This window comes from Citrobacter sp. RHB35-C17 (assembly GCF_013816795.1).
GTDB lineage: Bacteria > Pseudomonadota > Gammaproteobacteria > Enterobacterales > Enterobacteriaceae > Citrobacter_A > Citrobacter_A amalonaticus.
On record NZ_CP057150.1, the window covers coordinates 1,672,653 to 1,698,167 of the forward strand.

25 protein-coding genes are annotated in these 25,515 nt (G+C 54.6%); 10 read left to right on the plus strand and 15 right to left on the minus strand.

Going from position 1 to position 25,515, the window contains the following annotated elements; genetic code table 11:
- The first annotated feature begins 198 nt into the window (after window positions 1-198).
- The 6 genes from potF to rlmC all read left to right on the plus strand — a co-directional run bounded on the left by potF (window position 199) and on the right by rlmC (window position 6,080).
- The gene (potF, locus tag HVZ37_RS07860; RefSeq protein WP_043001234.1) at window positions 199-1,311 is read left to right on the plus strand and encodes a spermidine/putrescine ABC transporter substrate-binding protein PotF; all 1,113 of its coding nucleotides are present in this window, start codon (window positions 199-201) and stop codon (window positions 1,309-1,311) included.
- Window positions 1,312-1,407: 96 nt separating this feature from the next.
- The gene (gene potG, locus HVZ37_RS07865; protein WP_044264253.1) at window positions 1,408-2,541 is read left to right on the plus strand and encodes a putrescine ABC transporter ATP-binding subunit PotG; all 1,134 of its coding nucleotides are present in this window, start codon (window positions 1,408-1,410) and stop codon (window positions 2,539-2,541) included.
- A gap of 9 nt (window positions 2,542-2,550) precedes the next feature.
- Window positions 2,551-3,504 carry a putrescine ABC transporter permease PotH gene (gene potH, locus HVZ37_RS07870; protein ID WP_181628293.1) on the plus strand — a complete coding sequence of 318 codons (954 nt, stop codon included), beginning with the start codon at window positions 2,551-2,553 and terminating at the stop codon, window positions 3,502-3,504.
- Entirely contained in the window at window positions 3,501-4,346 is an 846-nt protein-coding gene (gene potI / locus HVZ37_RS07875) for a putrescine ABC transporter permease PotI (RefSeq protein ID WP_181628294.1), read from the plus strand. The genes potH and potI overlap by 4 nt, the downstream gene beginning before the upstream one ends.
- 59 nt (window positions 4,347-4,405) lie before the next feature.
- Window positions 4,406-4,894, plus strand: coding sequence for a YbjO family protein (locus HVZ37_RS07880; protein ID WP_109740081.1), 489 nt, complete (start codon window positions 4,406-4,408; stop codon window positions 4,892-4,894).
- Between the two features lie 40 nt (window positions 4,895-4,934).
- Window positions 4,935-6,080, plus strand: a complete 1,146-nt coding sequence (rlmC, locus tag HVZ37_RS07885) for a 23S rRNA (uracil(747)-C(5))-methyltransferase RlmC (protein WP_181628295.1) — start codon at window positions 4,935-4,937, stop codon at window positions 6,078-6,080.
- Window positions 6,081-6,174: 94 nt separating this feature from the next.
- Here the strand turns inward: rlmC and artJ are convergent, their stop codons facing one another.
- The 6 genes from artJ to HVZ37_RS07915 all read right to left on the minus strand — a co-directional run bounded on the left by artJ (window position 6,175) and on the right by HVZ37_RS07915 (window position 10,687).
- Window positions 6,175-6,906 (minus strand): arginine ABC transporter substrate-binding protein ArtJ, encoded by a 732-nt coding sequence (artJ, locus tag HVZ37_RS07890; RefSeq protein ID WP_043001230.1) that lies wholly within the window; start codon window positions 6,904-6,906, stop codon window positions 6,175-6,177.
- 169 nt (window positions 6,907-7,075) lie between these two features.
- A complete protein-coding gene (gene artM, locus HVZ37_RS07895; RefSeq protein WP_042320323.1) occupies window positions 7,076-7,744 on the minus strand; it encodes an arginine ABC transporter permease ArtM in 669 nt (222 codons plus the stop codon).
- Window positions 7,744-8,460 carry an arginine ABC transporter permease ArtQ gene (artQ, locus tag HVZ37_RS07900; protein WP_043001228.1) on the minus strand — a complete coding sequence of 239 codons (717 nt, stop codon included), beginning with the start codon at window positions 8,458-8,460 and terminating at the stop codon, window positions 7,744-7,746. The genes artM and artQ overlap by 1 nt, the downstream gene beginning before the upstream one ends.
- Window positions 8,461-8,466: 6 nt before the next feature.
- Window positions 8,467-9,198 carry an arginine ABC transporter substrate-binding protein ArtI gene (artI, locus tag HVZ37_RS07905; RefSeq protein WP_043001227.1) on the minus strand — a complete coding sequence of 244 codons (732 nt, stop codon included), beginning with the start codon at window positions 9,196-9,198 and terminating at the stop codon, window positions 8,467-8,469.
- A gap of 16 nt (window positions 9,199-9,214) precedes the next feature.
- Window positions 9,215-9,943, minus strand: a complete 729-nt coding sequence (gene artP, locus HVZ37_RS07910; protein WP_043001226.1) for an arginine ABC transporter ATP-binding protein ArtP — start codon at window positions 9,941-9,943, stop codon at window positions 9,215-9,217.
- A gap of 228 nt (window positions 9,944-10,171) precedes the next feature.
- Window positions 10,172-10,687 (minus strand): lipoprotein, encoded by a 516-nt coding sequence (locus tag HVZ37_RS07915; protein WP_043001225.1) that lies wholly within the window; start codon window positions 10,685-10,687, stop codon window positions 10,172-10,174.
- 128 nt (window positions 10,688-10,815) lie between these two features.
- Between HVZ37_RS07915 and HVZ37_RS07920 the strand changes: the two genes are divergently transcribed.
- Complete coding sequence (locus tag HVZ37_RS07920; protein ID WP_042320310.1) at window positions 10,816-11,139, plus strand: heavy metal-binding domain-containing protein; 324 nt, start codon at window positions 10,816-10,818, stop codon at window positions 11,137-11,139.
- Window positions 11,136-11,966 carry an N-acetylmuramoyl-L-alanine amidase gene (locus HVZ37_RS07925; protein WP_044256372.1) on the plus strand — a complete coding sequence of 277 codons (831 nt, stop codon included), beginning with the start codon at window positions 11,136-11,138 and terminating at the stop codon, window positions 11,964-11,966. Before HVZ37_RS07920 ends, HVZ37_RS07925 begins: the two co-directional genes overlap by 4 nt.
- Here the strand turns inward: HVZ37_RS07925 and HVZ37_RS07930 are convergent.
- The 4 genes from HVZ37_RS07930 to poxB form a co-directional block, all read right to left on the minus strand.
- The gene (locus HVZ37_RS07930; RefSeq protein ID WP_142764966.1) at window positions 11,963-12,976 is read right to left on the minus strand and encodes an NAD(P)-dependent oxidoreductase; all 1,014 of its coding nucleotides are present in this window, start codon (window positions 12,974-12,976) and stop codon (window positions 11,963-11,965) included. The two genes, HVZ37_RS07925 and HVZ37_RS07930, sit on opposite strands and share 4 nt — an antisense overlap.
- A 92-nt stretch (window positions 12,977-13,068) precedes the next feature.
- A complete protein-coding gene (locus HVZ37_RS07935) occupies window positions 13,069-14,505 on the minus strand; it encodes an SDR family oxidoreductase (protein ID WP_181628296.1) in 1,437 nt (478 codons plus the stop codon).
- Window positions 14,506-14,515: 10 nt separating this feature from the next.
- Window positions 14,516-15,517 carry a low-specificity L-threonine aldolase gene (gene ltaE, locus HVZ37_RS07940; protein ID WP_181628297.1) on the minus strand — a complete coding sequence of 334 codons (1,002 nt, stop codon included), beginning with the start codon at window positions 15,515-15,517 and terminating at the stop codon, window positions 14,516-14,518.
- Window positions 15,518-15,555: 38 nt separating this feature from the next.
- The gene (gene poxB / locus HVZ37_RS07945; RefSeq protein WP_090050831.1) at window positions 15,556-17,274 is read right to left on the minus strand and encodes a ubiquinone-dependent pyruvate dehydrogenase; all 1,719 of its coding nucleotides are present in this window, start codon (window positions 17,272-17,274) and stop codon (window positions 15,556-15,558) included.
- Between the two features lie 151 nt (window positions 17,275-17,425).
- Between poxB and HVZ37_RS07950 the strand changes: the two genes are divergently transcribed.
- On the plus strand, window positions 17,426-17,860 hold the full coding sequence (locus HVZ37_RS07950; protein ID WP_044327093.1) for a DoxX family protein: 435 nt from the start codon (window positions 17,426-17,428) through the stop codon (window positions 17,858-17,860).
- Between the two features lie 33 nt (window positions 17,861-17,893).
- Here HVZ37_RS07950 and hcr read toward each other — a convergent pair whose 3' ends face one another.
- The 4 genes from hcr to aqpZ all read right to left on the minus strand — a co-directional run bounded on the left by hcr (window position 17,894) and on the right by aqpZ (window position 22,410).
- Window positions 17,894-18,862 (minus strand): NADH oxidoreductase, encoded by a 969-nt coding sequence (gene hcr / locus HVZ37_RS07955; RefSeq protein ID WP_044264207.1) that lies wholly within the window; start codon window positions 18,860-18,862, stop codon window positions 17,894-17,896.
- Window positions 18,863-18,872: 10 nt separating this feature from the next.
- Window positions 18,873-20,525 carry a hydroxylamine reductase gene (gene hcp / locus HVZ37_RS07960; RefSeq protein ID WP_043001978.1) on the minus strand — a complete coding sequence of 551 codons (1,653 nt, stop codon included), beginning with the start codon at window positions 20,523-20,525 and terminating at the stop codon, window positions 18,873-18,875.
- Window positions 20,526-20,668: 143 nt separating this feature from the next.
- Window positions 20,669-21,568 (minus strand): lysine exporter LysO family protein, encoded by a 900-nt coding sequence (locus HVZ37_RS07965; RefSeq protein WP_090050837.1) that lies wholly within the window; start codon window positions 21,566-21,568, stop codon window positions 20,669-20,671.
- Between the two features lie 146 nt (window positions 21,569-21,714).
- Window positions 21,715-22,410: an aquaporin Z gene (gene aqpZ / locus HVZ37_RS07970; protein WP_044327096.1), complete on the minus strand. Its 696-nt coding sequence runs from the start codon at window positions 22,408-22,410 to the stop codon at window positions 21,715-21,717.
- A 413-nt stretch (window positions 22,411-22,823) separates the two neighbouring features.
- On the opposite strand from aqpZ, the gene HVZ37_RS07975 reads away from it, so the two are divergent.
- On the plus strand, window positions 22,824-24,482 hold the full coding sequence (locus HVZ37_RS07975; RefSeq protein ID WP_043001216.1) for an ATP-dependent endonuclease: 1,659 nt from the start codon (window positions 22,824-22,826) through the stop codon (window positions 24,480-24,482).
- Here the strand turns inward: HVZ37_RS07975 and HVZ37_RS07980 are convergent.
- A complete protein-coding gene (locus tag HVZ37_RS07980; RefSeq protein WP_181628298.1) occupies window positions 24,479-25,429 on the minus strand; it encodes a VirK/YbjX family protein in 951 nt (316 codons plus the stop codon). The two genes, HVZ37_RS07975 and HVZ37_RS07980, sit on opposite strands and share 4 nt — an antisense overlap.
- Window positions 25,430-25,515 lie beyond the last annotated feature (86 nt).

The following is a 25,515-nucleotide window of genomic DNA, read 5'->3' on the forward strand; positions in this document are numbered from 1 at the left end:
TTTTTTAATCTGGGCTATAGCCTGAAACCCTGGCTAAAGTTATTCTTGCGAAGCTTAATTACAGCGAGCAATAACGGTCGGGGGAGCGTCCACTCTTCCTGGTTTTTGCCGAGTGACAAACTATGCACGTTTCTTGCATAGCATTGAGTGCAACTTTTTTGGTTCGTTTGTTAACGAACTTTGATAAGGAAAGAGATTATGACCGCCTTAAATAAAAAATGGCTATCGGGTCTGGTTGCGGGTGCTCTGATGGCCGTCTCTGCCGGCACGCTCGCTGCAGAACAAAAAACACTCCATATCTATAACTGGTCTGATTATATTGCGCCGGATACGGTCGCTAATTTTGAAAAAGAGACCGGCATCAAAGTGGTCTATGACGTTTTTGACTCCAACGAAGTGCTGGAAGGCAAACTGATGGCAGGTAGCACCGGTTTTGATCTGGTAGTGCCTTCCGCGAGCTTTCTTGAACGTCAGTTGACGGCAGGCGTTTTCCAGCCGCTGGATAAGAGCAAACTGCCGGGCTGGAAAAACCTCGATCCGGAATTGCTGAAACTGGTCGCCAAACACGACCCGGACAATAAATTCGCGATGCCGTATATGTGGGCGACCACCGGTATTGGCTACAACGTCGATAAAGTGAAAGCGGTGCTCGGCGCTGATGCCCCGCTTAATAGCTGGGATCTGGTGCTGAAGCCGGAAAATCTTGAAAAACTCAAGAGCTGTGGCGTCTCTTTCCTCGATGCGCCGGAAGAGGTGTTTGCCACCGTGCTGAACTATCTGGGTAAAGATCCGAACAGCACCAAAGCAGACGACTATACCGGACCGGCTACCGATCTGCTGCTCAAGCTGCGGCCGAATATCCGTTACTTCCACTCTTCGCAGTACATCAACGACCTGGCTAACGGCGATACCTGTGTGGCGATTGGCTGGGCAGGAGATGTCTGGCAGGCCGCCAACCGGGCGAAAGAGGCGAAGAATGGCGTCAATATCTCCTTCTCGATTCCGAAGGAAGGGGCAATGGCCTTCTTTGATGTCTTCGCGATGCCAGCAGATGCCAAAAATAAAGACGAGGCCTATCAGTTCCTCAACTACCTGTTGCGCCCGGATGTGATTGCGCATATCTCTGACCACGTGTTCTACGCGAATGCCAACAAAGAGGCGACGGCGTTGGTGAGTGCAGAAGTGCGTGATAATCCAGGTATTTATCCGCCAGCAGACGTGCGCGCGAAGATGTTCACCCTGAAAGTTCAGGATCCGAAGATTGACCGCGTCCGTACGCGTGCCTGGACCAAGGTGAAAAGCGGTAAATAACCTTTTACCGTAGGCCGGGCAAGCGAAGCGCTCCCGGCAACTGGCGCACCGTTCTGGTGCGCCTGCACCATGATTGTTTCTGCCGGAGAGCACCCCGTGAATGATGCCACCCCACGCCCGCAGGCGAAAACCCGTAAAGCGCTGACGCCGCTCCTCGAAATCCGTAACCTGACCAAATCCTTCGATGGTCAGCACGCTGTCGATGACGTAAGTCTGACCATTTATAAAGGCGAAATCTTTGCCCTGCTGGGCGCATCAGGCTGTGGAAAATCCACGCTGTTGCGCATGCTGGCGGGGTTTGAACAACCTACTACAGGACAAATCATGCTGGATGGCGTCGACCTGTCCCAGGTGCCGCCTTATTTACGGCCCATCAATATGATGTTTCAGTCCTATGCGCTGTTTCCCCATATGACGGTGGAACAGAATATCGCCTTTGGCCTGAAGCAGGACAAACTGCCGAAAGCAGAAATTGCCAGCCGGGTCGATGAGATGTTAGGTCTGGTGCATATGCAAGAGTTCGCTAAACGCAAACCGCATCAGCTTTCCGGCGGTCAGCGTCAGCGTGTGGCGCTGGCGAGAAGCCTGGCAAAACGGCCTAAACTTCTGCTGCTCGACGAACCGATGGGCGCACTGGATAAAAAGCTGCGTGACCGTATGCAGCTCGAAGTGGTCGATATCCTTGAGCGCGTCGGCGTAACCTGCGTGATGGTGACGCACGATCAGGAAGAGGCGATGACCATGGCCGGGCGTATCGCCATTATGAACCGTGGCAAGTTTGTGCAAATCGGTGAGCCGGAAGAAATTTACGAGCACCCGACCACGCGCTACAGCGCAGAGTTTATCGGCTCGGTCAATGTCTTTGAGGGCGTAATTAAAGAGCGCCAGGAAGACGGTCTGGTGCTCTATTCTCCTGGGCTGGTGCATCCGTTGAAGGTCGATCCGGATGCGTCGGTGGTGGATAACGTGCCGGTGCACGTGGCGCTGCGTCCGGAAAAAATCATGCTCTGCGAAGAGCCGCCTGCCGACGGTTTTAACTTCGCCGTCGGTGAAGTGGTGCACATTGCCTATCTTGGCGATCTCTCCATCTATCACGTTCGCCTGAAAAGCGGACAGATGATCAGCGCCCAGTTGCAAAACGCTCACCGTTATCGCAAAGGTCTGCCGACCTGGGGCGATGAGGTGCGTCTGTGCTGGGATGCGGACAGTTGTGTGGTGTTGACGGTTTAAGGAGCGAAGATGAGTACACTTGAACCTCCGGCACGCGTAGAAAAACCAGGCGGCTTTACGTTCTGGCTGGCGCGCGTGCAGATGAAACACGGGCGCAAACTGGTGATAGCGCTGCCTTACGTCTGGCTGATCCTGCTGTTTCTGCTGCCTTTTCTGATCGTCTTTAAAATCAGTCTGGCGGAGATGGCGCGAGCGATCCCGCCGTATACGGAGCTGATGGAGTGGGCCGACGGGCAACTGTCGATCACCCTTAATCTCGGTAACTTCCTGCAGTTGACGGACGATCCGCTCTACTTTGATGCTTATCTGCAGTCACTACAGGTGGCGGGGATCTCGACGCTCTGCTGTCTGCTGCTGGGGTATCCATTGGCGTGGGCGGTGGCGCACAGCAAGCCGTCAACGCGTAATATTCTGCTGCTGTTGGTGATCCTGCCGTCGTGGACCTCGTTTTTGATCCGCGTATATGCCTGGATGGGGATACTGAAAAATAATGGCGTGTTGAATAACTTTCTGCTGTGGCTGGGCGTAATTGACCAGCCGCTGACCATTCTGCACACCAATCTGGCGGTGTATATCGGTATTGTGTACGCCTATTTGCCGTTCATGGTGCTGCCGATTTATACCGCACTGACGCGGATTGATTACTCGCTGGTGGAAGCGTCGCTGGATCTGGGTGCGCGTCCGTTGAAAACGTTCTTTAGTGTGATCGTCCCGCTGACCAAAGGCGGCATTATTGCCGGTTCTATGCTGGTGTTCATTCCGGCGGTGGGCGAGTTTGTGATCCCGGAACTGCTCGGCGGGCCAGACAGCATCATGATTGGTCGCGTGCTTTGGCAAGAGTTCTTTAACAACCGCGACTGGCCGGTGGCGTCTGCGGTCGCGATTGTCATGTTGCTGCCGCTGATCGTCCCGATTATGTGGTTTCACAAACATCAGCAAAAAAGCGGAGGGGCCCACGGATGAACAACTTACCGGTAATTCGTTCGCCCTGTCGGATTGTGATTCTGGTGCTCGGGTTTACTTTCCTGTATGCGCCGATGCTGATGCTGGTCATCTACTCGTTTAACAGTTCCAAACTGGTCACGGTGTGGGCTGGATGGTCAACGCGCTGGTATGGCGAACTGTTCCGCGATAGCGCAATGATGAGCGCAGTGGGGTTGAGTCTGACCATCGCCGCCTGCGCGGCGACCATGGCGGCGATACTCGGCACGATTGCTGCGGTGGTGATGGTGCGTTTTGGTCGCTTTCGCGGGTCGAACGGCTTTGCCTTTATGATCACCGCGCCGCTGGTGATGCCGGATGTGATCACCGGGCTCTCTTTGTTGCTGCTGTTTGTCGCACTGGGGCACGCTATTGGCTGGCCGTCAGATCGTGGCATGCTGACTATCTGGCTGGCACACGTCACGTTCTGTACGGCGTATGTGGCGGTGGTGATCTCCTCGCGCCTGCGTGAACTGGATCGCTCCATTGAGGAAGCGGCGATGGATCTGGGGGCGACGCCGCTGAAGGTGTTCTTTGTGATTACGCTGCCGATGATTATGCCAGCGGTGGTCTCCGGCTGGCTGCTGGCGTTTACCCTGTCGCTGGACGATCTGGTCATTGCCAGCTTTGTCTCCGGACCGGGCGCGACCACGTTACCGATGCTGGTCTTCTCCAGCGTGCGGATGGGCGTTAACCCGGAAATTAACGCCCTGGCGACGCTGATACTCGGGGTGGTGGGAATTGTTGGTTTTATCGCCTGGTATTTGATGGCTCGCACGGAAAAACAGCGGATCCGCGATATCCAACGTGCAAGACGTGACTGAAGACACTAAAATCTGCCAACCTGGCTACATAATGCCGCGCTCGTCGCGGCATTGTTTTCATGGAAGACGATTCGTTGGGATTTTTTAATAAAACATCCTCATCACATGCCCGCCTGAATGTGCCCACGCTGGTGCAGGTGGCGGCGCTCGCCATTATTATGATCCGTGGGCTCGACCTGCTGATGATTTTCAACACCCTTGGCATTCGCGGACTGGGCGAGTTTATTCATCGCAGCGTGCAGACATGGAATTTAACGCTGGTTTTTCTCGGCAGCCTGTTGCTGGTATTTATTGAAATCTGGTGTGCGTTTTCACTGGTGAAAGGGCATAACTGGGCGCGCTGGATCTATCTCCTCACGCAGGTGATTGCCGCCAGCTATTTGTGGGCGGCCTCGCTGGGCTACGGCTATCCAGAGCTGTTCAGCATTGCGGGTGAGTCAAAGCGGGAGATTCTGCGTACGCTGGTAATGCAAAAATTGCCCGATATGCTGGTGCTGTTATTACTGTTTGTGCCCGCGGCCAGTCGTCGCTTCTTCCGCTTACAATAATGTGTATAATCCTCGCCCCTGTTTAGATAAAGGTTTCCGTATGCAGTGCGCACTCTATGACGCCGGTCGCTGTCGTTCCTGTCAGTGGATCACGCAGCCCGTGGGCGAGCAACTCACCGCCAAAACCGCCGATCTGCGAAATTTGCTTACCGGTTTTCCCGTCGGAGAATGGTGCGTGCCGGTCAGCGGCCCGGAGCAGGCGTTTCGCAATAAGGCGAAGATGGTGGTCAGCGGCAGCGTGGAAAAACCGTTGCTGGGCATGTTGCATCGCGATGGTACGCCAGAAGATCTGTGCGATTGCCCGCTCTATCCGGCCTCGTTTGCGCCGGTGTTTGCTGTGCTGAAACCGTTTATTGCGCGGGCCGGACTAACTCCCTACAACGTGGCACGCAAGCGTGGAGAGCTTAAGTACCTTTTGCTGACGGAAAGTCAGTTTGATGGCGGTATGATGCTGCGCTTTGTTCTGCGTTCCGACAGTAAACTGGCGCAGTTGCGTGCTGCGCTGCCGTGGTTGCAGGCGCAACTGCCGCAACTGAAGGTCATCAGCGTCAATCTTCAGCCGGTGCATATGGCGATTATGGAAGGGGAGACAGAAATCTTTCTGACTGAACAGCAGGCGCTGGCGGAGCGGTTTAACGACGTGCCGCTGTGGATCCGCCCGCACAGTTTCTTCCAGACCAACCCGGCGGTGGCAAGCCAATTATATGCCACAGCGCGTGACTGGGTGCGGCAGTTGCCGGTGAACCACATGTGGGATCTGTTCTGTGGTGTCGGTGGGTTTGGTCTGCACTGCGCGACGCCGCAGATGCAGTTGACGGGAATTGAAATTGCGCCGGAAGCCATTGTCTGTGCGAAGCAGTCAGCGGCGGAACTGGGCTTAACCAATCTTCATTTTCAGGCGCTGGATTCGACGCAGTTTGCCACCGGGCAGGGGGCTGTGCCGGATCTGGTGCTGGTGAACCCGCCGCGCCGCGGAATTGGTAAATCCTTGTGTGATTACCTCAGCCGAATGGCACCGCAATTTATCATCTATTCCAGCTGTAATGCGCAGACGATGGCGAAAGACATTGCCGCATTGCCAGGCTATCACATTGAACGGGTACAACTTTTCGATATGTTCCCACATACCGCGCATTATGAAGTGCTGACATTGTTGCTGAAGGACGAGTCACGGTTTGCCGGATAGCGGCGGTGGCGCCTTATCCGGCTTGCGAGTGAAGTGTATTTTGTAGGCCTGATAAGCGTAGCGTCATCAGGCACTCTACAGCCAATTCTCGGTCTTACTGCGGGAACCACTGGTCGTTGATTTTTTGGTACGTACCATCGGCCTTGATCGCCGCCAGCGCAGCGTTCAGTTTATCCAGCAGCACTTTATTATCCGGGCGAACCGCGATGCCGAGGCCGGTACCGAAGTACTGTGGATCGGTGACTTTCTCGGTTGCCACACCCAACTGCGGGTTAGTTTTCAGCCACTCGTTCACGACGGCGGTATCACCGAATACACCATCAATACGGCCATTTTTCAGGTCGATAAACGCATTCTGATAGCTGTCATAGGCCACGGTTTTCACTTCCGGGTGCTTGTCCTGCAAGTATTTCTGGTGAGTGGTGCCGTTTTCCATCCCGATACGTTTACCTTTCAGGTCGGCAAAGGTTTTATAGGTATCTTTCTTCGAAATTACCAGCGCCGAGTTGGCATAGTAGGGGGTCGTAAACGCCACCTGTTTGCTCCGCTCTGGGGTGATATCCATACCGGAAATCACGGCGTCATATTTTTTGAACTTGAGCGCCGGGATAAGGCTGTCAAATGCATGGTTGGTGAAAGTACATTCTGCCTGCATCTGTTTGCATAAGGCTTTTGCCAGATCGAGGTCGAAGCCGACGATTTGGTTATTGGCATCCATAGATTCGAACGGTGGATAGGTCGCAGAGACGCCAAAACTGATTTTTTCAGCGGCAGAGGCACCGAAGGTGAAAGAGGCAAGTAATGTGGCCAGAACTAACTTTTTCATGGTTGGACTCCCGTTATGATGAGGCGCCGTTTCTGCGGCATGGATTTACAATGCCAGTAAATGAATTTGTATGCAATAAAAATGATTAACTATTTTATGATAAATAAAAAAAGACGGACAGGTTATAAACTTGTCCGTCTTGTTGGTTGTGATTTATGCAATAAAGTGCTTAGTTTCGACGTTCGAATGCCAGCGCTTTGCGCTCGATCAGACGCATCATTAACGTCAACAGGCCGTTGACGATCAGGTAGATAACTCCCGCTGCGCCGAACACCATCACATCATAAGTGCGACCGTACAGCAGCTGACCATAACCCATCACTTCCATCAGCGTGATGGTATATGCCAGAGAGGTACTTTTGAACACCAGCACCACTTCGTTGGAATACGAGGAGAGGGCGCGTTTAAAGGCATACGGCAACAGGATTGCCAGCGTGTCTTTCTTGCTCATCCCCAGCGCGCCGCAGGACTGCCACTGGCCTTCCGGAATCGCGCGAATCGCCCCGTAGAACAGTTGAGTGGTATAAGCTGCGCTGTTCAGCGACAGTGCAATCAAGGCGCACAACCACGGCTCTGACAGCAGATGCCACAGAACCGGATACTCCTGCAAAGACGGAAACTGACCCGGTCCGTAGTAGATCAAGAAGATCTGAACCAGCAGCGGCGTACCGGTAAACAGCGTGATATAGCCACGCACCAGCCAGACTACCACCGGCGTTTTCAACGTCAGAACAATCGTGAAAATCAACGCCAGAATCAGGGCAACGACAATGGATGCCACCGTCAGGGTCAGGCTGGTATGCAGTCCTTTCAGCAGTTCAGGTAAATACTCAAACATCAGCCTGGTCTCCGCTCAAAACGTGTCGCGCGCAGGTCAATGCGTTTGAGAATGTACTGGCTCACCAGCGTAATCACCAGGTAGATCGCCGCAGCGATAATGTACCAGTTAAACGGTTCCTGGGTTCGCGTGGCGATACTCTTGGTTTGCAGCATCAGGTCGTTGACGCTGATGAGGCTCACCAGCGCGGTATCTTTCAGCAATACCAGCCACTGGTTGCCCAGCCCCGGCAGCGCATGACGCCACATTTGCGGCATCACCAGCCGGAAGAAAATGGCGGTCTTCGACAGTCCCAACGCCTGGCCGGATTCCCACTGCCCCAGCGGTACCGCTTTTAGCGCGCCGCGCAACGTTTGAGACGCATAGGCTGCGTAGAGCAGAGAGAGGGCAATCACCCCACACAGGAAGGGGCTGACGTCGAAGTTTTCGATCTCCATTCGTACCGGAATCTGCACGACGCCCAGATTGATCGTAAAGCCATCAGAGAGCATCAGCAGCAGTTGAGAGGAGCCGAAATAGATAAACAGCACCACCAGAATTTCCGGCAGGCCGCGTAAAATGGTGACCAGCGCGGAACCCGTCCACGCGACAGGACGCCATTTCACTGACTCCCAGACGGCGAAAAGCATTGCCAGCGCCAGGCCGAGGATCAGTGCACAAACGGCAAGGCCGACGGTCATCCCGGCGGCGCTTGCAAGTGGGAAAAATTCGTTCATCAAGGCTTACTTCTGGAACCATTTGTTATAGATGGTCTCGTAAGTCCCATCTTTCTTCACTTTTTCCAGCGCAGTGTTGAATTTCTGCTGCAGTTCCTCATTGCCCTGGCGTACGGCGATGCCGAGGCCGGTGCCGAAGTAATCTTTATCCGTCACTTTATCGCCAACCGGCGCCAGCTTCGGATTGTCTTTCAGCCACTCTGTGACCACCGCGGTATCACCGAACACACTGTCAATACGGCCGTTTTGCAGATCCAGTTTCGCATTCTGGTAGCTGTCATACGGAACGGTAGTGATTTCCGGGTGCTTATCCATGATGAATTTCTGGTGAGTGGTGCCATTCTGCACGCCCACTTTCTTGCCTTTCAGCTGATCAACGCCAGTGAATTTACCCTGCTGACCAATGAACAGCGCGGAGTTGTCATAGTAAGGGGTCGTGAACAGCACCTGTTTTTCACGCTCGGGCGTGATATCCATCCCGGCCATCACCGCGTCGAAACGGCGGAATTTCAGGCTTGGGATCAGGCTGTCAAATGCCTGGTTGGTAAAGGTACAGGTCGCGTCGATCTCTTTACACAGCGCATTGGCCAGATCGACATCAAAGCCGACAATCTTGTTATTAGCGTCCATGGATTCAAACGGAGGATAGGACGCTTCGGTCGCAAAACGAATGGTCTGGGCTGCTGTAGCGGAAAGGCTAAAGCCTGCGATAAGCGCGGCAATCAGAACTTTTTTCATTGTGTTGTCCCGAATCTTAGTGAGAGAGATAGTTTTTAAATGCTTCGGTCTGCGGGTCGGCAAAGCAACTCGCATTACCCTGCTCGACGATATGACCGTTTTCCATATACACGACGCGGCTGGCGGTTTTACGCGCCACTTCCACTTCGTGCGTCACGATCACTTGTGTAATTTTAGTTTCCGCCAGTTCACGAATGATGCTGACGATCTGCGCGGTAATTTCCGGGTCCAGCGCGGCGGTGGGTTCATCAAACAGCAACACCTGCGGCTCCATCATCAACGCGCGGGCAATGGCCACACGCTGCTGTTGTCCGCCGGAGAGATGCAGCGGATAGCGATCGCTGTAAGGTTTCAGGCGCAGGCGTTCAAGCAGCTTTTCGGCGCGCGCCAGTGCCTGATCTTTCGACAGACCCAGCACGCGGCAGGGTGCCTCAATCAGATTCTGTTGCACGGTGAGGTGCGGCCACAGATTGTATTGCTGAAAGACCATTCCGACGTTCTGACGCAGCTCGCGAATTGCTTTATCTGACGGCGTCTTGCGGAAATCGAAGTGATTTCCCGCAATGTTAAGCGTACCGGAACGCGGCATCTCAAGCAGATTGAGTACCCGCAGCAGTGAGCTTTTACCGGCCCCGCTTGGGCCCAGTAACACCAGTGTTTCACCCTGCGGGCAATCCAGCGTGATATCGAACAGCGCCTGATGCGCGCCGTAGAAGCAGTTAATGCCGTTTAATTGAATACTCATTGATGCTCGTATACTGGCCGTCTGATAGCTATTGAAGCCGCAGATAGTACCTTTGACAGAATAGTTATGCAATATTTATGCTTTAAAAGTTAAATATAACGCGCATTTCTCATTAAACATAGCACAAAATAGCGAGGGGGAAGGTCGGTAAGAACAATTGTCGGCATTCCATGCAGAATGCCGGACAATTTACGGGGGGACAATTTTTAGCGCGTTTAAGCGGAGAGATTAACGGTTTTCAACCGACTGACGAAGCGTACCGGCCGGGGCATGCACGCTGCCGCCGAGATAGCGAACATCATCAATGACCCAGCACTGGCCTTCACGGATCATCAGCACTTCATCCTGCCAGTTCTGATCGCCCTGTTTCAGCGCAACGCGTAGTGGGATGTTTCGTGCATCACTATTCGGAATGGTCGAGGCGCTGGCAACACTGGCGCTGTCCGGCGGCGTGGCGCGGCTGGAGAACGGATCGCTGCTCATCAGTTGACGATGCGCGCTGTCACGACTGGCATCCGACAGCAGTTTCGCCAGGCTGTCGCTCAGATAAGGGCGCAGGGCGGTGAGATCATTACTGCGGTGCTGGATACGATAGTCATAGAATTGTTGAGCCACACTGTCCGGGCCGCCATCCACACAGGCCCCCGCACGCGGCCCGTTGTCTTTATAGGCTGGCGTGACGGTAGTGCAGGCGCTGAGCAGCAGCGCGCAAGGGATGAGCAGGGAGAGTTTCGAATAGCGCATAGTGATTTCCTTATAAGCGTTCTGCCATGAGTCTTCTAAGATAACAGTCATCTACGATAATCAATTATATCCTTTCAATGATAGTGTATGGCGCTGATAATGTGCTGAATGTAACCAGGAGAGACATCATGCAATTTTCGACAACCCCCACGCTCGAAGGACAAAGCATCGTGGAATACTGCGGTGTGGTCACAGGCGAAGCCATTCTGGGCGCGAATATTTTCCGGGACTTTTTTGCCGGTATCCGCGATATCGTCGGCGGTCGTTCAGGCGCTTACGAAAAAGAGTTACGCAAAGCGCGTGAAATTGCTTTCGCAGAGCTGGGCGAGCAGGCGAAAGCGCTGGGCGCTGACGCCGTCGTGGGCATTGATATCGATTATGAAACGGTCGGCAAAGACAGCAGCATGCTGATGGTCAGCGTCAGCGGGACGGCGGTGAAAACGCGTCGATGAGAAAGGGGTTATGGCTGGCGGCCTTTGCGTTACTGCTGACGGGATGCGCGGGCGAAAAAGGGATCGTTGATAAAGACGGTTATCAGCTTGATACCCGTCATCAGGCGCAGGCGGCATATCCGCGCATCAAAGTGTTGGTGATCCACTATACCGCGGATGACTTCGATAGCTCGCTGGCGACGCTGACGGATAAAAACGTCAGTTCGCATTATCTGATCCCGTCCGTGCCGCCGTTGCATCGTGGTAAACCGCGTATCTGGCAACTGGTGCCGGAACAGGATCTGGCGTGGCATGCCGGTATCAGTTTCTGGCGCGGCGCGACGCGCATCAACGACACCTCGATTGGCATTGAGCTGGAAAATCGCGGCTGGCAAAAATCGGCGGGTGATAAATATTTTGCCCCGTTTGAGCCTGCGCAGATTCAGGCGCTGATCCCGCTGGCAAAAGACATTATCGCCCGTTACGACATCAAGCCACAGAACGTGGTCGCGCATGCGGATATTGCCCCACAGCGAAAAGACGATCCCGGTCCGCTGTTTCCCTGGCGAGCGCTGGCAGCACAAGGCATTGGCGCCTGGCCCGATGCGCAGCGGGTAAATTTCTACCTCGCTGGGCGGGCGCCGCATACGCCCGTTGAGATGGCCTCACTGCTGGATCTGTTGTCGCGTTATGGGTATGAGGTGAAGCCTGAAATGACCGCGCGTGAACAGCAGCGCGTTGTGATGGCGTTTCAGATGCACTTCCGCCCGACGTTGTGGAACGGCGTTGCCGATGCCGAAACGCAGGCGATTGCTGAGGCGTTACTGGAAAAGTATGGGCAAGGTTAGCGATGCAGTTTTCCGTGGTCGCGCAACCACGCGGCCGTATTCACAATGCCTTCATCCAGCGTCACCACCGGCTTATACCCCAGTTCCGTTTCGGCACGGCTGATATCCAGCGTAAAATCGAAATTCAGCTTCGACACCCCGTAGTGGGTTAACGCCGGTTCTTTGGCAGACTTATTGCCAAAGTGCTCCAGGCTGCGGGCAATCATATCCAGCATCGGATAGGGCACGGAACGGATCCGGCAGTGAATATTCAGTTCATCAATCAGCTTTTGCACGATACTGCGCAGGGTTCTGGGTTCGCCGTTGGTGATGTTGTACACCCGACCGGACGGCAGGCTGTCGCACAGTTCCTGACTCGCCAGCCACATCGCGTGGATTGCGTTCTCATAGTAGGTCATATCGACCATCGCGCTGCCGCCGTGCGGCAACAGCACGCTGCCGTAGTGGTGCATCATGTGCGCCAGACGGGGAATAAACACTTTGTCGTGTGGGCCAAACAGGCTCTGTGGGCGCAACACCGTAAACCGGGTCTGCGGGTTGGCCTGGGCCAGCAGGCTGATGACCTCTTCGCCAGCGGCTTTGCTGCGGGCAAATTCGTTGGCAAAGCGGTGCGGGCGAAAATCTTCTTTGATATCGCGATGATGGCGATAATCGAAATAAAGCGATGGAGAGGAAATATGAACAAAGTTACGCACGCCCCATGCGACGGCCCATTCGCCAAGACGGCGGGTCGCACGTACGTTTGCCAGATCAAAGGCTTCCTGAGTTCCCCAGGGTGAGGTGAAACTTGAGCAGTGCCACAGCGTATCGATGCCCGCAAGCATAACCTTCGCCTGCGAAGAGACCAGCTCGGTCAGATCCGCATGCACAAACTCCGCGCCCATTTTTTCGAGCAGTTTACCCATCGCTTCGTTGCGACCGGTCGCTCTGACGCTGATGCCTTTGTTGCGCAAAAACTCAACCGCGTTTCGTCCTAAGCCGCTGGTTGCGCCGGTAACCAGTACCTTCATATCAGTCCACTGTGTTTAATAAAACGTCGTGCGCATTCTTCCGTGAATTACGTCGGTATGCAATGGGAAACATGAAACAATACAGTAAGTTTTTACGATTTATCTGTGATTTGTTCTGCAAGTCTGGCAATTTTCTTTGCCATCCCCCGGAAAATAAACAGGTGCACCGGGATCATCAGCAGCCAGTAGAAAAGCCCTGGCATACCGTGCGGATGCCACCAGGCACGCACGTCAATTTCGCGATGATCGCCCTTATCGTCAAGGGTAAAGCTCAGCCGTCCCAGGCCTGGCGCTTTCATGCCAAACAGCAGCGCGAGCTGTTTTTCTGGCTCGACGATAATCACTTTCCAACTGTCTACAGTATCGCCCGGTTGAAGCAGTTCGTGTTCAGGGCGACCTTTTGCCAGCCGATGCCCGACTAGCAGATCCAGCGCGGCCCGGATCTTCCACAATCCATTGCCAAAGAAATAGCCCTCTTTGCCGCCAAGACGGTTCACTACCCGCCACAACGCCGGCAATCTGGCGGATGTCTTTACGGTAAACCCGGCCTGTTTGGCGAAAAAACCGTATTCCGGTCGCCAGCGGGCAAACGCCTGCGCGTCGTAACCCCAGTCGCTGGAGTTCACCAGTTTCTCCTCTTCCTTCAGCGTGCTGCGTACAGCATCGTCAAAGGCGATAAGCTTTTGGGGTATCAACGCCCGTAGTTCGCTGTCATCGGCCAGCAGATCGTGTCTGAGACCCTGTATCAACGCTTTCGCGGTGGTAGGCGGCACCGAGGTGATGACATTCAGGAACCAGACGGAAATCCAACGGGTGGGAAAGGGGATGGGGATAAGCCAGCGATGCTTGCCGCTCACCGTCATGAAATGTTCGAACTGCTGCTGATAGCTAAGCACCTGTGGCCCGGCGGCTTCAAAGATCCGATGCTCACGGGACGGGTGATCCAGCAAGGCCACCAGATAATGCAGCAGGTTTTCCAGCGCGATGGGCGTGGTACGTGAGCGCACCCAGCGCGGCGGGGTCAGCACCGGCAGGTTGTAGACCATGTCGCGCATCACTTCAAAAGCGGCGGAACCGGCTCCGACGATGATCCCGGCGCGCAGTTCCGTTACCGGTACGCCAGACTCGCGCAGGGTATCGGCGGTGATCTGCCGCGCCCGCAGGTGGTCAGACTGCTCGTGTTCCGGTGCCTGCAAGGAGCTGAGAAAAATCAGTTGCCCGACCGGCGTTTCACGCAGAGCATCACGCACGTTAAGCGCGACCTGACGCTCATGGGCAATGAAATCGCCGCCTTCTCCCATACCGTGTACCAGATAGTAGACGGTATCAACATTCGTCAACAGAGACGCAAGCTGCGTCGGCCAGTTCAGATCGACCTTATGACAGCTGACGTTGGGCAACTGCTGTTTGTCCAGTCGTTCAATGCGACGTGCCACCGCCAGTACCTGATGTCCTTGCTGGCTGAGCGCCTGCACCAGATGTTGACCAATGTAACCACTGGCGCCAAGAACCACTATGCGTTGCGGCACATCTCTCTCCTTAACGAGTCAGGAACGCGCGCCAGTGGGCGACGACATCAGCAAGCTGTTCCCGTGAAACATCCAGATGGGTCACCAGACGGACGATTGGCGAGGCGTTGATCAGCACGCCATGTGCTTTCATATGCTCGCCCAGCGCAGCGGCATTAGCCTCACCGACGCGCACGAACAGCATATTGGTGTCGTGACGCATCACGTCCGCCCCGGCTTCCCGTAGCTGCTCTGCAAGCCAGGCCGCGTTGTCGTGATCGTCCTGCAGGCGCGCAACGTTATTTTTCAGGGCATACAGCCCGGCAGCCGCCAGAATACCGGCCTGACGCATGCCGCCGCCGGTCATTTTGCGCCAGCGGGTAGCACGCTTGATATAATCGCGGCTGCCGACCAGTAGCGATCCGACCGGCGTCCCCAGCCCTTTGGACAGGCAGATGGTAAAGGAGTCGCAGTATTGTGTGATCTCTTTGAGTTCGCAGCCGTAAGCTACGACGGCGTTAAAAATACGCGCGCCATCGACGTGCAGCGACAGACCGCGCTCACGGGTAAATTCCCAGGACTCTTTCAGATATTCACGTGGCAGCACTTTACCGTTGTGCGTATTTTCGAGGCTTAACAGACGAGTGCGGGCAAAGTGAATGTCATCGGCCTTAATTTTGGCCGCGACTTTATCCAGCGGTAACGTTCCGTCTGGCGCAGCGTCAATCGGCTGCGGTTGAATGCTGCCGAGCACCGCCGCACCGCCGGCTTCATACAGATAATTATGCGCGCCCTGACCGGCGATATACTCTTCGCCGCGCTCGCAGTGGCTGAGCAGCGCCACGAGATTGGCCTGGGTGCCGGTGGGTAAAAATAACGCCGCTTCTTTACCTGAAAGGTCAGCGGCGTAGTGCTGGAGAGCGTTAACGGTAGGGTCATCCCCGTACACGTCGTCCCCCACCGGGGCGGCCATCATTTCTTCAAGCATGGCGCGACTCGGACGGGTGACGGTATCACTGCGTAGATCAATCATTGCACATCCCTATTGTTTGAAAGGCGATGTGCATTGTTTTACCTGAGCCAGTTGGTTTTTGCCAGTTCGATCACCTCATCGCCGCGACCGCTGATGATGGCGCGCAGCATATACAGGCTGAAGCCTTTGGCCTGCTCCAGTTTGATCTGCGGCGGAATGGCCAGTTCTTCTTTTGCAACAACTACATCCACCAGCACCGGGCCGTCGATTGACAGGGCGCGCTGTAGTGCTTCATCAACGTCTGCGGCTTTTTCCACCCGAATACCGGTGATGCCGCACGCTTCGGCAATGCGCGCAAAATTAGTGTCGTGCAACTCCGTACCGTCAGTGAGATAACCACCGGCCTTCATCTCCATCGCCACAAAGCCCAGCACGCTGTTGTTAAAGACCACGATTTTGACCGGGAGCTTCATCTGGACCACCGACAGGAAATCCCCCATCAGCATACTGAATCCGCCGTCGCCGCACATGGCAATGACCTGACGTCCCGGTGCGGTGGCCTGTGCGCCCAGCGCCTGCGGCATGGCGTTAGCCATCGAACCGTGGTTAAACGAGCCCAACAGACGGCGCTTGCCGTTCATTTTCAGGTAGCGGGCGGCCCACACCGTCGGCGTACCGACGTCGCAGGTAAAGATGGCGTCATCGGCGGCAAAATGGCTGATTTGTTGCGCCAGGTACTGCGGGTGGATCGCCTTTTCGCTGGGTTTGGCAAGATCGTCGAGGCCCTTACGCGCATCGCGATAATCGCTCAATGCCTTATCGAGGAATTTACGTTCGGTTTTCTCTTCCACCAGCGGCAGCAGTGCCGTCAGCGTGGCTTTGATATCGCCTACCAGCGCCATATCGACCTTACTGTGCGCGCCGATACTGGCGGGGTTGATATCAATCTGAATAATTTTGGCGTCGGTTGGGTAGAACGCGCGGTAAGGGAACTGCGTACCGAGTAGCACCAGCGTATCGGCATTCATCATGGTATGGAAGCCGGATGAGAAGCCGATCAATCCGGTCATCCCCACATCATATGGGTTGTCGTATTCGACATGTTCTTTACCGCGCAGGGCGTGAATGATAGGGGCCTTAATTTTGGCGGCAAACTCGACCAGTTCTTTATGCGCACCCGCGCAGCCGCTGCCGCACATCAAGGCGATGTTGCTGGAGTAGCGTAACAGTTGGGCCAGCTTTCTTAACTCTTCTTCTGCGGGCGTGACGATCGGTAAGGGCGCGTGATACCAGTGGCTGCTGGCGCTTTCTGGCGCCGGTTTTAATGCCACATCGCCTGGTAATACCACCACCGAGACGCCGCGATTGAGCACCGCTTTGCGCATGGCAATCGCCAGGACCTGGGGGATCTGTTCCGGGCTGGAAACAAGCTCGCAATAGTGGCTACATTCGCGGAACAGTTCCTGTGGGTGCGTCTCCTGGAAATAGCCGCTGCCAATTTCGCTGGACGGAATGTGGGCGGCGATGGCCAGCACCGGGACGTGGTTACGATGACAATCAAACAGACCGTTGATCAGATGCAGGTTACCGGGTCCACAAGACCCTGCGCAAACCGCCAGTTCACCGGTCAGTTGCGCCTCCGCACCCGCCGCAAACGCGGCAACTTCTTCATGACGGGTCGACATCCACTCAATCGTTCCCATGCGATTGAGGCTGTCGCTCAGGCCGTTCAGCGAATCGCCCGTCACGCCCCAGATACGTTTCACACCTGCCTGTTCCAGTGTTTTAGCAATAAAAGCGGCAACCGTTTGTTTCATGGTTTTCCATCTCCTTAATTGTGATACCGGTTACAAGTTTAGATGAAGATAGTGATTACGCTGCGTGGCACCCCCTTATTTTCAGCGGCTTCCTTTCAGGGGGGATAACGCGTAGCGTGAAAAAATCAGAGTGAACCAGGGGTAAATTCAGATGCTTACCACATTGTTAAATGCAGTGAATCGGATGCTGACGCACGAGGATTTTGGCAAGTTTTTATTACGCCTGGCGGTTGGGGGATTGATGCTGTTTCACGGGCTGCATAAGCTGTTTGCCGGGATTGATGGCATTAGCGGAATGCTGATTGCCAAAGGGTTACCGGGCTTTATTGCGTACGGCGTACTGGTGGGGGAAGTGATTGCGCCTTGTCTGATTATTCTCGGGATCCTGACGCGTCCGGCGGCGCTGGTGCTGGCATTCACCATGATTGTGGCGTGGCTGATGGTCGGGATGAATGAAACCTGGGCGCTGGATAAAACTGGCGCATGGGCAATTGAAAGTCTGGTCTATTTCTTTATCGGCGCACTGGCGGTGGCGTTTCTCGGTGCGGGACGGTTTTCGGTTGCGGGTAATTCAGCCTGGCGGTAAAAAAAAAGCCCGGACGAACCGGGCTTTGTTGACTCAGGCGAGCACTAAGTCGCCCTGCGGGTGACAGGAGCAGGCCAGTACGTAGCCTTCGGCGATTTCAGCATCGGTTAGCGTCATGGTGCTGCTGACCGTATAGTCGCCGGAAACCACTTTGGTTTTACAGCACCCGCAGACGCCCGCGCGGCAGGCAACGGTGACGGGCACCTTGTTGCTTTCCAGCGCATCCAGCAGCGTCGTACCGACCGGCGCGTAAAATTCTTTCGCTGGCTGCAGCTTAGTGAATTTCAGACCGCTGGTTACCGCTTCCGCTACCGGGGTGAAGAACTGTTCTTTAAAGAAGCGCGTGACGCCCAGCGCTTTCACTTCCCGCTCGACCAGATCCATATACGGCGCCGGGCCACAGGTCATCACCGTGCGGGAGGCCAGATCCGGTACCTGTTGCAACAGCGCAGTGGTCAGGCGACCGGCGACAAAACCGGCCGTGGCGTTGTTTTCCGCCACCAGCGTGACCGGATACTGACGCCATTCTTCGGCAAAAATGACATCCTGCGGCGAGCGCACGTTGAAGATCACCTGTACGTCAGCATGCGGACGGTACTTCGCCAACCAGCGGCGCATCGACATGATCGGCGTGACGCCACAACCGGCTGCCAGCATCAGGAACTTATCATCGGCTTTGTCTTCGCAGATGAAATCGCCCATTGCATCGGACAGCCAGAGGTAGTCGCCGCGCTTCACGTCGCGGGTTAACCACTGTGAGCCCGCACCGTCGTCAATCCGGCGAACGGTCAGCGTAATGTACTCGCTGACGCCCGGCGTTGAAGAGAGCGTGTAAGCGCGCAGCGTTTCTGCCGAATTACGCACGCTGATCAGTGCATACTGCCCGGCGCGATACGGATAATAGTCGTGGCACAGCAACGAAATTGTCCATACATCCGGCGTTTCCTGATGGATGTGATGAACCTGCATCCGCCATGGGCACTGATGAGTTGGCATTGTCATTTTTTACTCCTTACGCGCTCAGCAACTGCTTCATGTCTTCTTCAACGGTGGTCACGGAACGTAGACCAAATTTCTCGTTGAGTACCGCCAGCAGATCCGGCGTGAAGAAACCAGGCGCCGTCGGGCCAGTAACGATGTTTTTCACACCGAGAGACAGCAGGGTCAGCAGAATGACAATCGCTTTCTGTTCAAACCAGGAGAGTACCAGCGACAGCGGCAGGTCGTTTACGCCACAGCCCAGTTTCTCTGCCAGCGTCACTGCCAGAATGATAGCGGAGTACGCATCGTTACACTGACCGGCATCAACCAGACGCGGCAGGCCTTCGATATCGCCGAACTCCAGCTTGTTGAAGCGATATTTACCGCAGGCCAGGGTCAGGATCAGGCAATCATCCGGTACGCTGGTGGCGAAATCGGTGAAGTAGTTACGTTCGCCGCGCGCGCCGTCACAGCCGCCAACCAGGAAGATGTGACGCAGTTTTTCACGGCTCACCAGATCGATCAGGGTGTCCGCCGCGCCCAGCAGGGTCTGACGACCGAAACCGACGGTGATCAGGTGTGGAATTTCGCTGTACGGGAAGCCTGCCATTTGCTGGGCCTGCGCGATAACCGGACCGAAGTCATCGCCTTCCAGGTGGCTCACACCCGGCCAACCGACGATGCTGCGAGTCCAGATACGATCGTCGTAACTGCCAACGGTCGGGTCGATGATGCAGTTAGAGGTCATCACGATAGGGCCAGGGAAGCGGGCGAATTCGACCTGCTGGTTCTGCCAGCCGCTACCGTAGTTACCAATCAGATGTTTGAATTTACGCAGTTCCGGATAACCGTGCGCGGGCAGCATTTCACCGTGGGTGTAGACGTTAACGCCAGTACCTTCGGTTTGTTCCAGCAGGTTATACAGATCTTTCAGGTCATGACCTGAGATCAGGATGCACTTCCCTTCGGTCGCTTTCACGTTAACCTGGGTCGGCGTCGGGTGGCCGTATTTAGTGGTTTCACCGGCATCCAGAATGCTCATCACTTTGAAGTTCATCTGGCCGATTTCCATTGAGCACTCCAGCAGAGCGTTCATATCGGAAGGCCAGGTACCCAGCCACGCCATGATTTTATGGTACTGCGCGTAGATATCGTTGTCGTACTTCCCGAGAACGTGCGCGTGCTCCATATAGGCCGCCGCCCCTTTCAGGCCGTACAGGCACAACAGACGCAGGCCGAGAATGTTCTCGCCAATCGCGGCTTTGTCTTTGTTCGGGGTAAATTCGGCGGCCTGACGCTGCAGGTCGCCCAGATCGTCACTAACCAGTTGCAGGTCAGCCATTGGGTTGTCGCAGTGCGCATTGGCGTCAACGCTCAGGCATTGGGCTTTTAGCGCTTCACGCATCGCGATAGCGTCGCGTGCATAGCCGACGATACGTGGAGAATCGAAGTTAACGTTGGTCAGCGTGGAGAAGAAAGCACGCGGGGCAAAGTTATCAACGTCATGATTAATGATGCCATATTCACGAGCTTTAGCCGCCCATGCAGACAGACCTTGTAGGGAGGCGATCAGCAGATCCTGCAGATCAGAGGTTTCAGCCGTTTTACCGCACATACCCTGCGCGTAAGAGCAGCCGTTTCCTGCCGGAGTACGGATGGTTTGTTCACATTGCACACAAAACATGGTCACACCTTAAAAGTTATATTTGATATACATGTTTAAGATTATGCCTGTGCGCAGAGGGATAAAAGGGATTTCTGATACAACTTACAGGGAGATTGATTTAGCGCAATTTTGGCGGCAGTGGCCTACCGCCAAAGAGGGCGTTAAGCGGAGAAAAAAGCCATCAAAATGGGCACCAGCAAACTGAGGACAAAGCCGTGAACAATCGCCGCTGGAACCATCTCCAGCCCACCGGTACGCTGTAACACCGGCAGGGTAAAGTCCATCGACGTGGCACCACACAGTCCCAGTGCAGTAGAACGACTGCGGCGTACCAGACCCGGGATCAGCATAATCGCGAGCAGTTCGCGCGCCAGATCGTTAAAGAACGCGGCGCTGCCGATCACCGGACCGTAGGATTCGGTCAGCAAAATACCAGAAAGGGAGTACCAGCCAAAACCCGACGCCATCGCCAGCGCAGTTTTCACTGGCAGACCGAGAATCAACGCGTTAATCAGGCCGCCAATCATGGAGCTGGCGACGACCACGACCGCCACAATCATGCCTCGCCGGTTCAGGACAATCTGCCTTAACGTCATCCCGCTATTGCGTAACTGGATGCCAACCAACAACAGCAGCAGGATCAGCGTATATTCGCTTGCTTCTGTGGCATGTTGCAAAATGGGCAGCGCGCTCAACCCCAGCAAAAAGCCAACCACCACCACGCCGCACAGTTTCAGTGACTCAAGCGCCATCGCGATACGGGAGGGCAGTTTCTCTTGTTGATGATGATGTCGCCAGGGTAATGCGCGTTCCAGCCACAGTAATGCGGCAATATTACACAGCAAAATAACGGTAATGCTAACGGCGGAATAGTGAAATATCGCCAGCAGATTGCTCGCCAGATTATCCAGAAAGGCCAGGCTGATCCCCATAAAAAAGAGAATCAGATAAACCATCCAGCTCAATAGTCGATTGATCAGTTTTAATGCCGCGGTGTGCCGAAGCGGAATGAGATAACCTGCTATCAGCGGAAGCAGAATGATGAGAAGTCCTGAAAACATGAACAGCCGGGTCCTTTGAATTAGCGAGACAGCGCCATGACACTACCCAATTACGCGGGTTCAGTAAAGATGCAAAATAAAAGCCGGACAAGGTCCGGCTGAAGCGCGTTTGACCCGACGGGTATGCGCCGTCGGGTGTTCTGACATTAATCGCGTTTTTCGAGCAGCGTACGGTAAATAAGACCGCCGAGAATCCCGCCAATAATTGGCATCACCCAGAATAACCACAGTTGTTCTAACGCCCAACCGCCCTGGAAGATAGCGACCGCGGTACTCCGCGCCGGGTTCACAGACGTATTGGTCACCGGAATGCTGATCAAGTGGATAAGGGTTAATGCCAGACCGATAGCGATCGGCGCAAAACCTGCCGGTGCGTGTTTGTCCGTTGCGCCGTGAATCACCAGCAAGAAGCCGGCAGTCAGCACGATTTCGATAATAATCGCGGACAGCATGGAGTAGCCACCCGGAGAGTGCTCGCCATAACCGTTGGAGGCGAAACCGCTGGCGGTTGCATCAAAACCGGCTTTACCGCTGGCAATTAAATACAGGACTGCCGCTGCAATAATACCGCCGACTACCTGGGCAATAATGTAGCCAATAACCTCTTTTGCCGGGAAACGGCCGCCAGCCCATAAGCCTAATGTCACCGCCGGATTAAAATGCCCGCCGGAAATATGGCCAACAGCAAAGGCCATGGTTAATACGGTCAGGCCGAAGGCCAGGGCAACACCCGCAAAACCAATACCTAATTCCGGAAACGCTGCTGCCAGAACGGCGCTGCCGCAGCCACCAAAAACAAGCCAAAATGTACCAAAACATTCGGCTGCTAATTTTCTCAACATATCCACCTCAATGTAAAAAATAACCACAAAAAAATAGTGGCAATCAATATTTATTGTCTGCCTGAATGACGACAAATAAATAGCTCGCTATTTTAAAAACGATCGTCATCCGTTCTCTAGTCAAATAAAACCCGTTAGTTTGATTTAGGGCAATGCGGCGTCATTCCTTCCATAGATTTCTCTTAAGGGAAGTGTAGTGCAAAGTCCTGTGAAAATGGATTGTCAAAAACGGATTTATTTTTTGCATCCTGCAAAACGTGCGTTTCTGTATTACGAATGAAAGAGTAAAGAATAAATCGTTCATCCTTCAGACAGTTAGCCTGCGTAATAATATGCCTGTCACGTCCCGCGCCGGGTTTTGCGGTTATACTGCGAGGAGAGTAAAGGGAAAGTGAAGATTTTCTGGAGGATACATGATTCTCGAACGCGTTGAGATAGTGGGATTTCGCGGTATCAATCGACTGTCGTTGATGCTCGAGCAGAATAACGTCCTGATCGGTGAGAACGCCTGGGGTAAATCAAGTTTACTGGATGCGTTAACACTCCTGCTGTCACCCGAATCTGAGTTGTATCATTTTGACCGCGATGATTTCTGGTTTCCTCCTGGTGATATGAAAGGCCGCGAACATCATCTGCATATCGTACTGACGTTTCGTGAATCTCAGCCTGGGCGCTACCGGGTTCGCCGCTATCGGCCGCTCGAGGCGTGCTGGGCACCGTGTCACGATGGTTTTCAACGCATCTTTTATCGACTTGAAGGCGAATGTGGCGAGGATGGCAGCGTGATGACGCTGCGCAGTTTTCTCGACGGTGACGGGCATCCGCTGGCGGTAGACGATATCAACGAACAGGCGCGGCATCTGGTGCGCCTGATGCCGGTGCTGCGTTTACGCGATGCGCGGTTTATGCGCCGTATTCGTAACGGCACGGTGCCGGAGGTTGCTGATGTCGAAGTCACCGCCCGCCAACTGGATTTTCTCGCCCGCGAACTGGCGATGCGTCCGCAGAATCTCACCGACGGACAGATTCGGCAGGGGCTTTCGGCGATGGTGCAACTGCTCGAGCACTATTTTACCGAGCAGGGCACTTCGCAGTCCCGCCACCGCTTAATGCGCCGACGCTCCACCAACGAACAGCGAAGCTGGCGCTATCTCGATATTATCAACCGGATGATCGACAAACCGGGAGGACGTACTCACCGGGTGATTCTGTTGGGGCTGTTCTCCACGCTGTTGCAGGCGAAGGGCACGGTCAGGTTGCATAAAGACGCCAGACCACTGCTGTTGGTAGAAGATCCGGAAACGCGTCTGCATCCCATCATGCTGTCAGTGGCGTGGCAGTTGCTGAATCTGCTACCGCTTCAGCGTATCACCACCACCAACTCGGGCGAGTTGCTCTCGCTGACCCCGGTGGAACATGTCTGCCGTCTGGTGCGTGAATCCTCGCGTGTGGCGGCCTGGCGTCTGGGACCGGGGGGGCTGAGCGCAGAGGATGGTCGACGCATTGCGTTCCACATTCGCTTTAACCGTGCTTCCTCGCTGTTTGCCCGCTGCTGGCTGCTGGTGGAAGGGGAAACAGAAACCTGGGTGATTAACGAACTGGCCCGTCAGTGCGGTCATCACTTTGATGCCGAAGGGATTAAGGTGATCGAATTCGCGCAGTCCGGTCTTAAACCGCTGGTGAAATTTGCCCGGCGGATGGGCATTGAGTGGCACGTGCTGGTGGATGGTGATGAAGCCGGGAAAAAATATGCCGCCACGGTGCGCAGCCTGCTGAATAACGACCGGGAAGAGGAGCGCGAACACCTGACGACGCTGCCAGCGCTGGATATGGAACACTTTATGTACCGGCAGGGGTTTGCCGATGTTTTTCACCGGGTGGCGCAAATCCCGGAAAATGTGCCAATGAATATGCGCAAAATCATTTCGAAGGCGATCCATCGCTCATCGAAGCCCGACTTAGCCATCGAAGTGGCGATGGAAGCCGGGCGGCGAGGTGTGGATGCGGTGCCGACGCTGCTGAGAAAAATGTTCTCCCGGGTGCTGTGGTTGGCGCGCGGCAGAGCGGACTAACCCTGTAAGCACTGCGGAACCTGCGTGACAACGCTGTCGAGCAGCGCATAGCGGCGGCGGTATTCAGCCCGTTTTTTGCTGGCGATATCCGCCTCGCTTTTTCGCGCAATGGTCAGCGGTAGCGAGAAGTAATCTCCTTGCGTTTTTTCACCGCCCAGGGACGCCCAGAAGGCGTCGTAGTCGGCATGCATTTGCGTTTTTTTGTCCATATAGCGCCAACTGCGATAAACATGCACCTCGTTGCTGACCGCCAGAATCTGCTCCGCCCTGGCGATGTGTGCGAACTGACACAGCGCTTCCATTACCACTCTTTTGGGGAACAGGCCGTAACAGGCTTTCGTGGCCTGCTGAATGACCTCATGTGGAACATCATTTGCCGCGCCCTGCAAGCCGCCAATAAACAGGGTGCGTTTTCCGTTTAGCGTGCAGAATGTGAAGGTAATTTCTGCCAGAATACGCATCTGCTCGTCGCGGATCACGACGGTACTTTCACCTTCTTTATCCAGTGAGACCAGGCTGACTAAATCAAGCTGGAATGACGCACCGTCTTTGGCCTCAAATTTTGCCAGATTTAGACCGTTCTGGCTTAAATAACGGGCCAGTTGTTCGCGGCTGAATAACTGACGCAGCAGGTCATAATGACTACAGAGCGCGGTCAGCGCGGTTTCGCGCTTAATATTCACCGCCATATACGGGCGATGCAGACGAATTGGCAACCGGGGTTGTCGGGCCAGCAGCGTATTCAGCTCAGGCCATTGGGTCAGGTTTTCCAGCAACTGACGGGTAGCCCTTGGCATCAGTAACGAGCGAATTAAAAACTTACGGCGAAAGCTGGCCTTCCGCCAGAATTTACCCGGCAGTAATTGACCCCTTGTCAGGCGCATAAATAATTGTAAAGGAGACGCAACGTCTGAAGTGTAAAAGGTATTATCAGTAATCTGTGACATGATCATAATCCGCAATGCGATGATTGTGGAAATTGAAACACGCTGAATCTTAACCAATCATCAATGCCTCGAGCGCTATCCTTTTC

What these genes read in the sequence shown, in the direction of transcription:
- ltaE (WP_181628297.1), bottom strand. Translation starts at nt 15,517, where the DNA reads ATGATTGATCTACGCAGTGATACCGTCACCCGTCCGAGTCGCGCCATG.
- HVZ37_RS07880 (WP_109740081.1), top strand. Translation starts at nt 4,406, where the DNA reads ATGGAAGACGATTCGTTGGGATTTTTTAATAAAACATCCTCATCACAT.
- HVZ37_RS07920 (WP_042320310.1), top strand. Translation starts at nt 10,816, where the DNA reads ATGCAATTTTCGACAACCCCCACGCTCGAAGGACAAAGCATCGTGGAA.
- potI (WP_181628294.1), top strand. Translation starts at nt 3,501, where the DNA reads ATGAACAACTTACCGGTAATTCGTTCGCCCTGTCGGATTGTGATTCTG.
- hcr (WP_044264207.1), bottom strand. Translation starts at nt 18,862, where the DNA reads ATGACAATGCCAACTCATCAGTGCCCATGGCGGATGCAGGTTCATCAC.
- HVZ37_RS07915 (WP_043001225.1), bottom strand. Translation starts at nt 10,687, where the DNA reads ATGCGCTATTCGAAACTCTCCCTGCTCATCCCTTGCGCGCTGCTGCTC.
- HVZ37_RS07980 (WP_181628298.1), bottom strand. Translation starts at nt 25,429, where the DNA reads ATGTCACAGATTACTGATAATACCTTTTACACTTCAGACGTTGCGTCT.
- potH (WP_181628293.1), top strand. Translation starts at nt 2,551, where the DNA reads ATGAGTACACTTGAACCTCCGGCACGCGTAGAAAAACCAGGCGGCTTT.
- hcp (WP_043001978.1), bottom strand. Translation starts at nt 20,525, where the DNA reads ATGTTTTGTGTGCAATGTGAACAAACCATCCGTACTCCGGCAGGAAAC.
- artI (WP_043001227.1), bottom strand. Translation starts at nt 9,198, where the DNA reads ATGAAAAAAGTTCTGATTGCCGCGCTTATCGCAGGCTTTAGCCTTTCC.
- HVZ37_RS07965 (WP_090050837.1), bottom strand. Translation starts at nt 21,568, where the DNA reads ATGTTTTCAGGACTTCTCATCATTCTGCTTCCGCTGATAGCAGGTTAT.
- HVZ37_RS07975 (WP_043001216.1), top strand. Translation starts at nt 22,824, where the DNA reads ATGATTCTCGAACGCGTTGAGATAGTGGGATTTCGCGGTATCAATCGA.
- artJ (WP_043001230.1), bottom strand. Translation starts at nt 6,906, where the DNA reads ATGAAAAAGTTAGTTCTGGCCACATTACTTGCCTCTTTCACCTTCGGT.
- HVZ37_RS07950 (WP_044327093.1), top strand. Translation starts at nt 17,426, where the DNA reads ATGCTTACCACATTGTTAAATGCAGTGAATCGGATGCTGACGCACGAG.
- aqpZ (WP_044327096.1), bottom strand. Translation starts at nt 22,410, where the DNA reads ATGTTGAGAAAATTAGCAGCCGAATGTTTTGGTACATTTTGGCTTGTT.
- artP (WP_043001226.1), bottom strand. Translation starts at nt 9,943, where the DNA reads ATGAGTATTCAATTAAACGGCATTAACTGCTTCTACGGCGCGCATCAG.
- rlmC (WP_181628295.1), top strand. Translation starts at nt 4,935, where the DNA reads ATGCAGTGCGCACTCTATGACGCCGGTCGCTGTCGTTCCTGTCAGTGG.
- HVZ37_RS07930 (WP_142764966.1), bottom strand. Translation starts at nt 12,976, where the DNA reads ATGAAGGTACTGGTTACCGGCGCAACCAGCGGCTTAGGACGAAACGCG.
- artM (WP_042320323.1), bottom strand. Translation starts at nt 7,744, where the DNA reads ATGTTTGAGTATTTACCTGAACTGCTGAAAGGACTGCATACCAGCCTG.
- poxB (WP_090050831.1), bottom strand. Translation starts at nt 17,274, where the DNA reads ATGAAACAAACGGTTGCCGCTTTTATTGCTAAAACACTGGAACAGGCA.
- potF (WP_043001234.1), top strand. Translation starts at nt 199, where the DNA reads ATGACCGCCTTAAATAAAAAATGGCTATCGGGTCTGGTTGCGGGTGCT.
- HVZ37_RS07925 (WP_044256372.1), top strand. Translation starts at nt 11,136, where the DNA reads ATGAGAAAGGGGTTATGGCTGGCGGCCTTTGCGTTACTGCTGACGGGA.
- artQ (WP_043001228.1), bottom strand. Translation starts at nt 8,460, where the DNA reads ATGAACGAATTTTTCCCACTTGCAAGCGCCGCCGGGATGACCGTCGGC.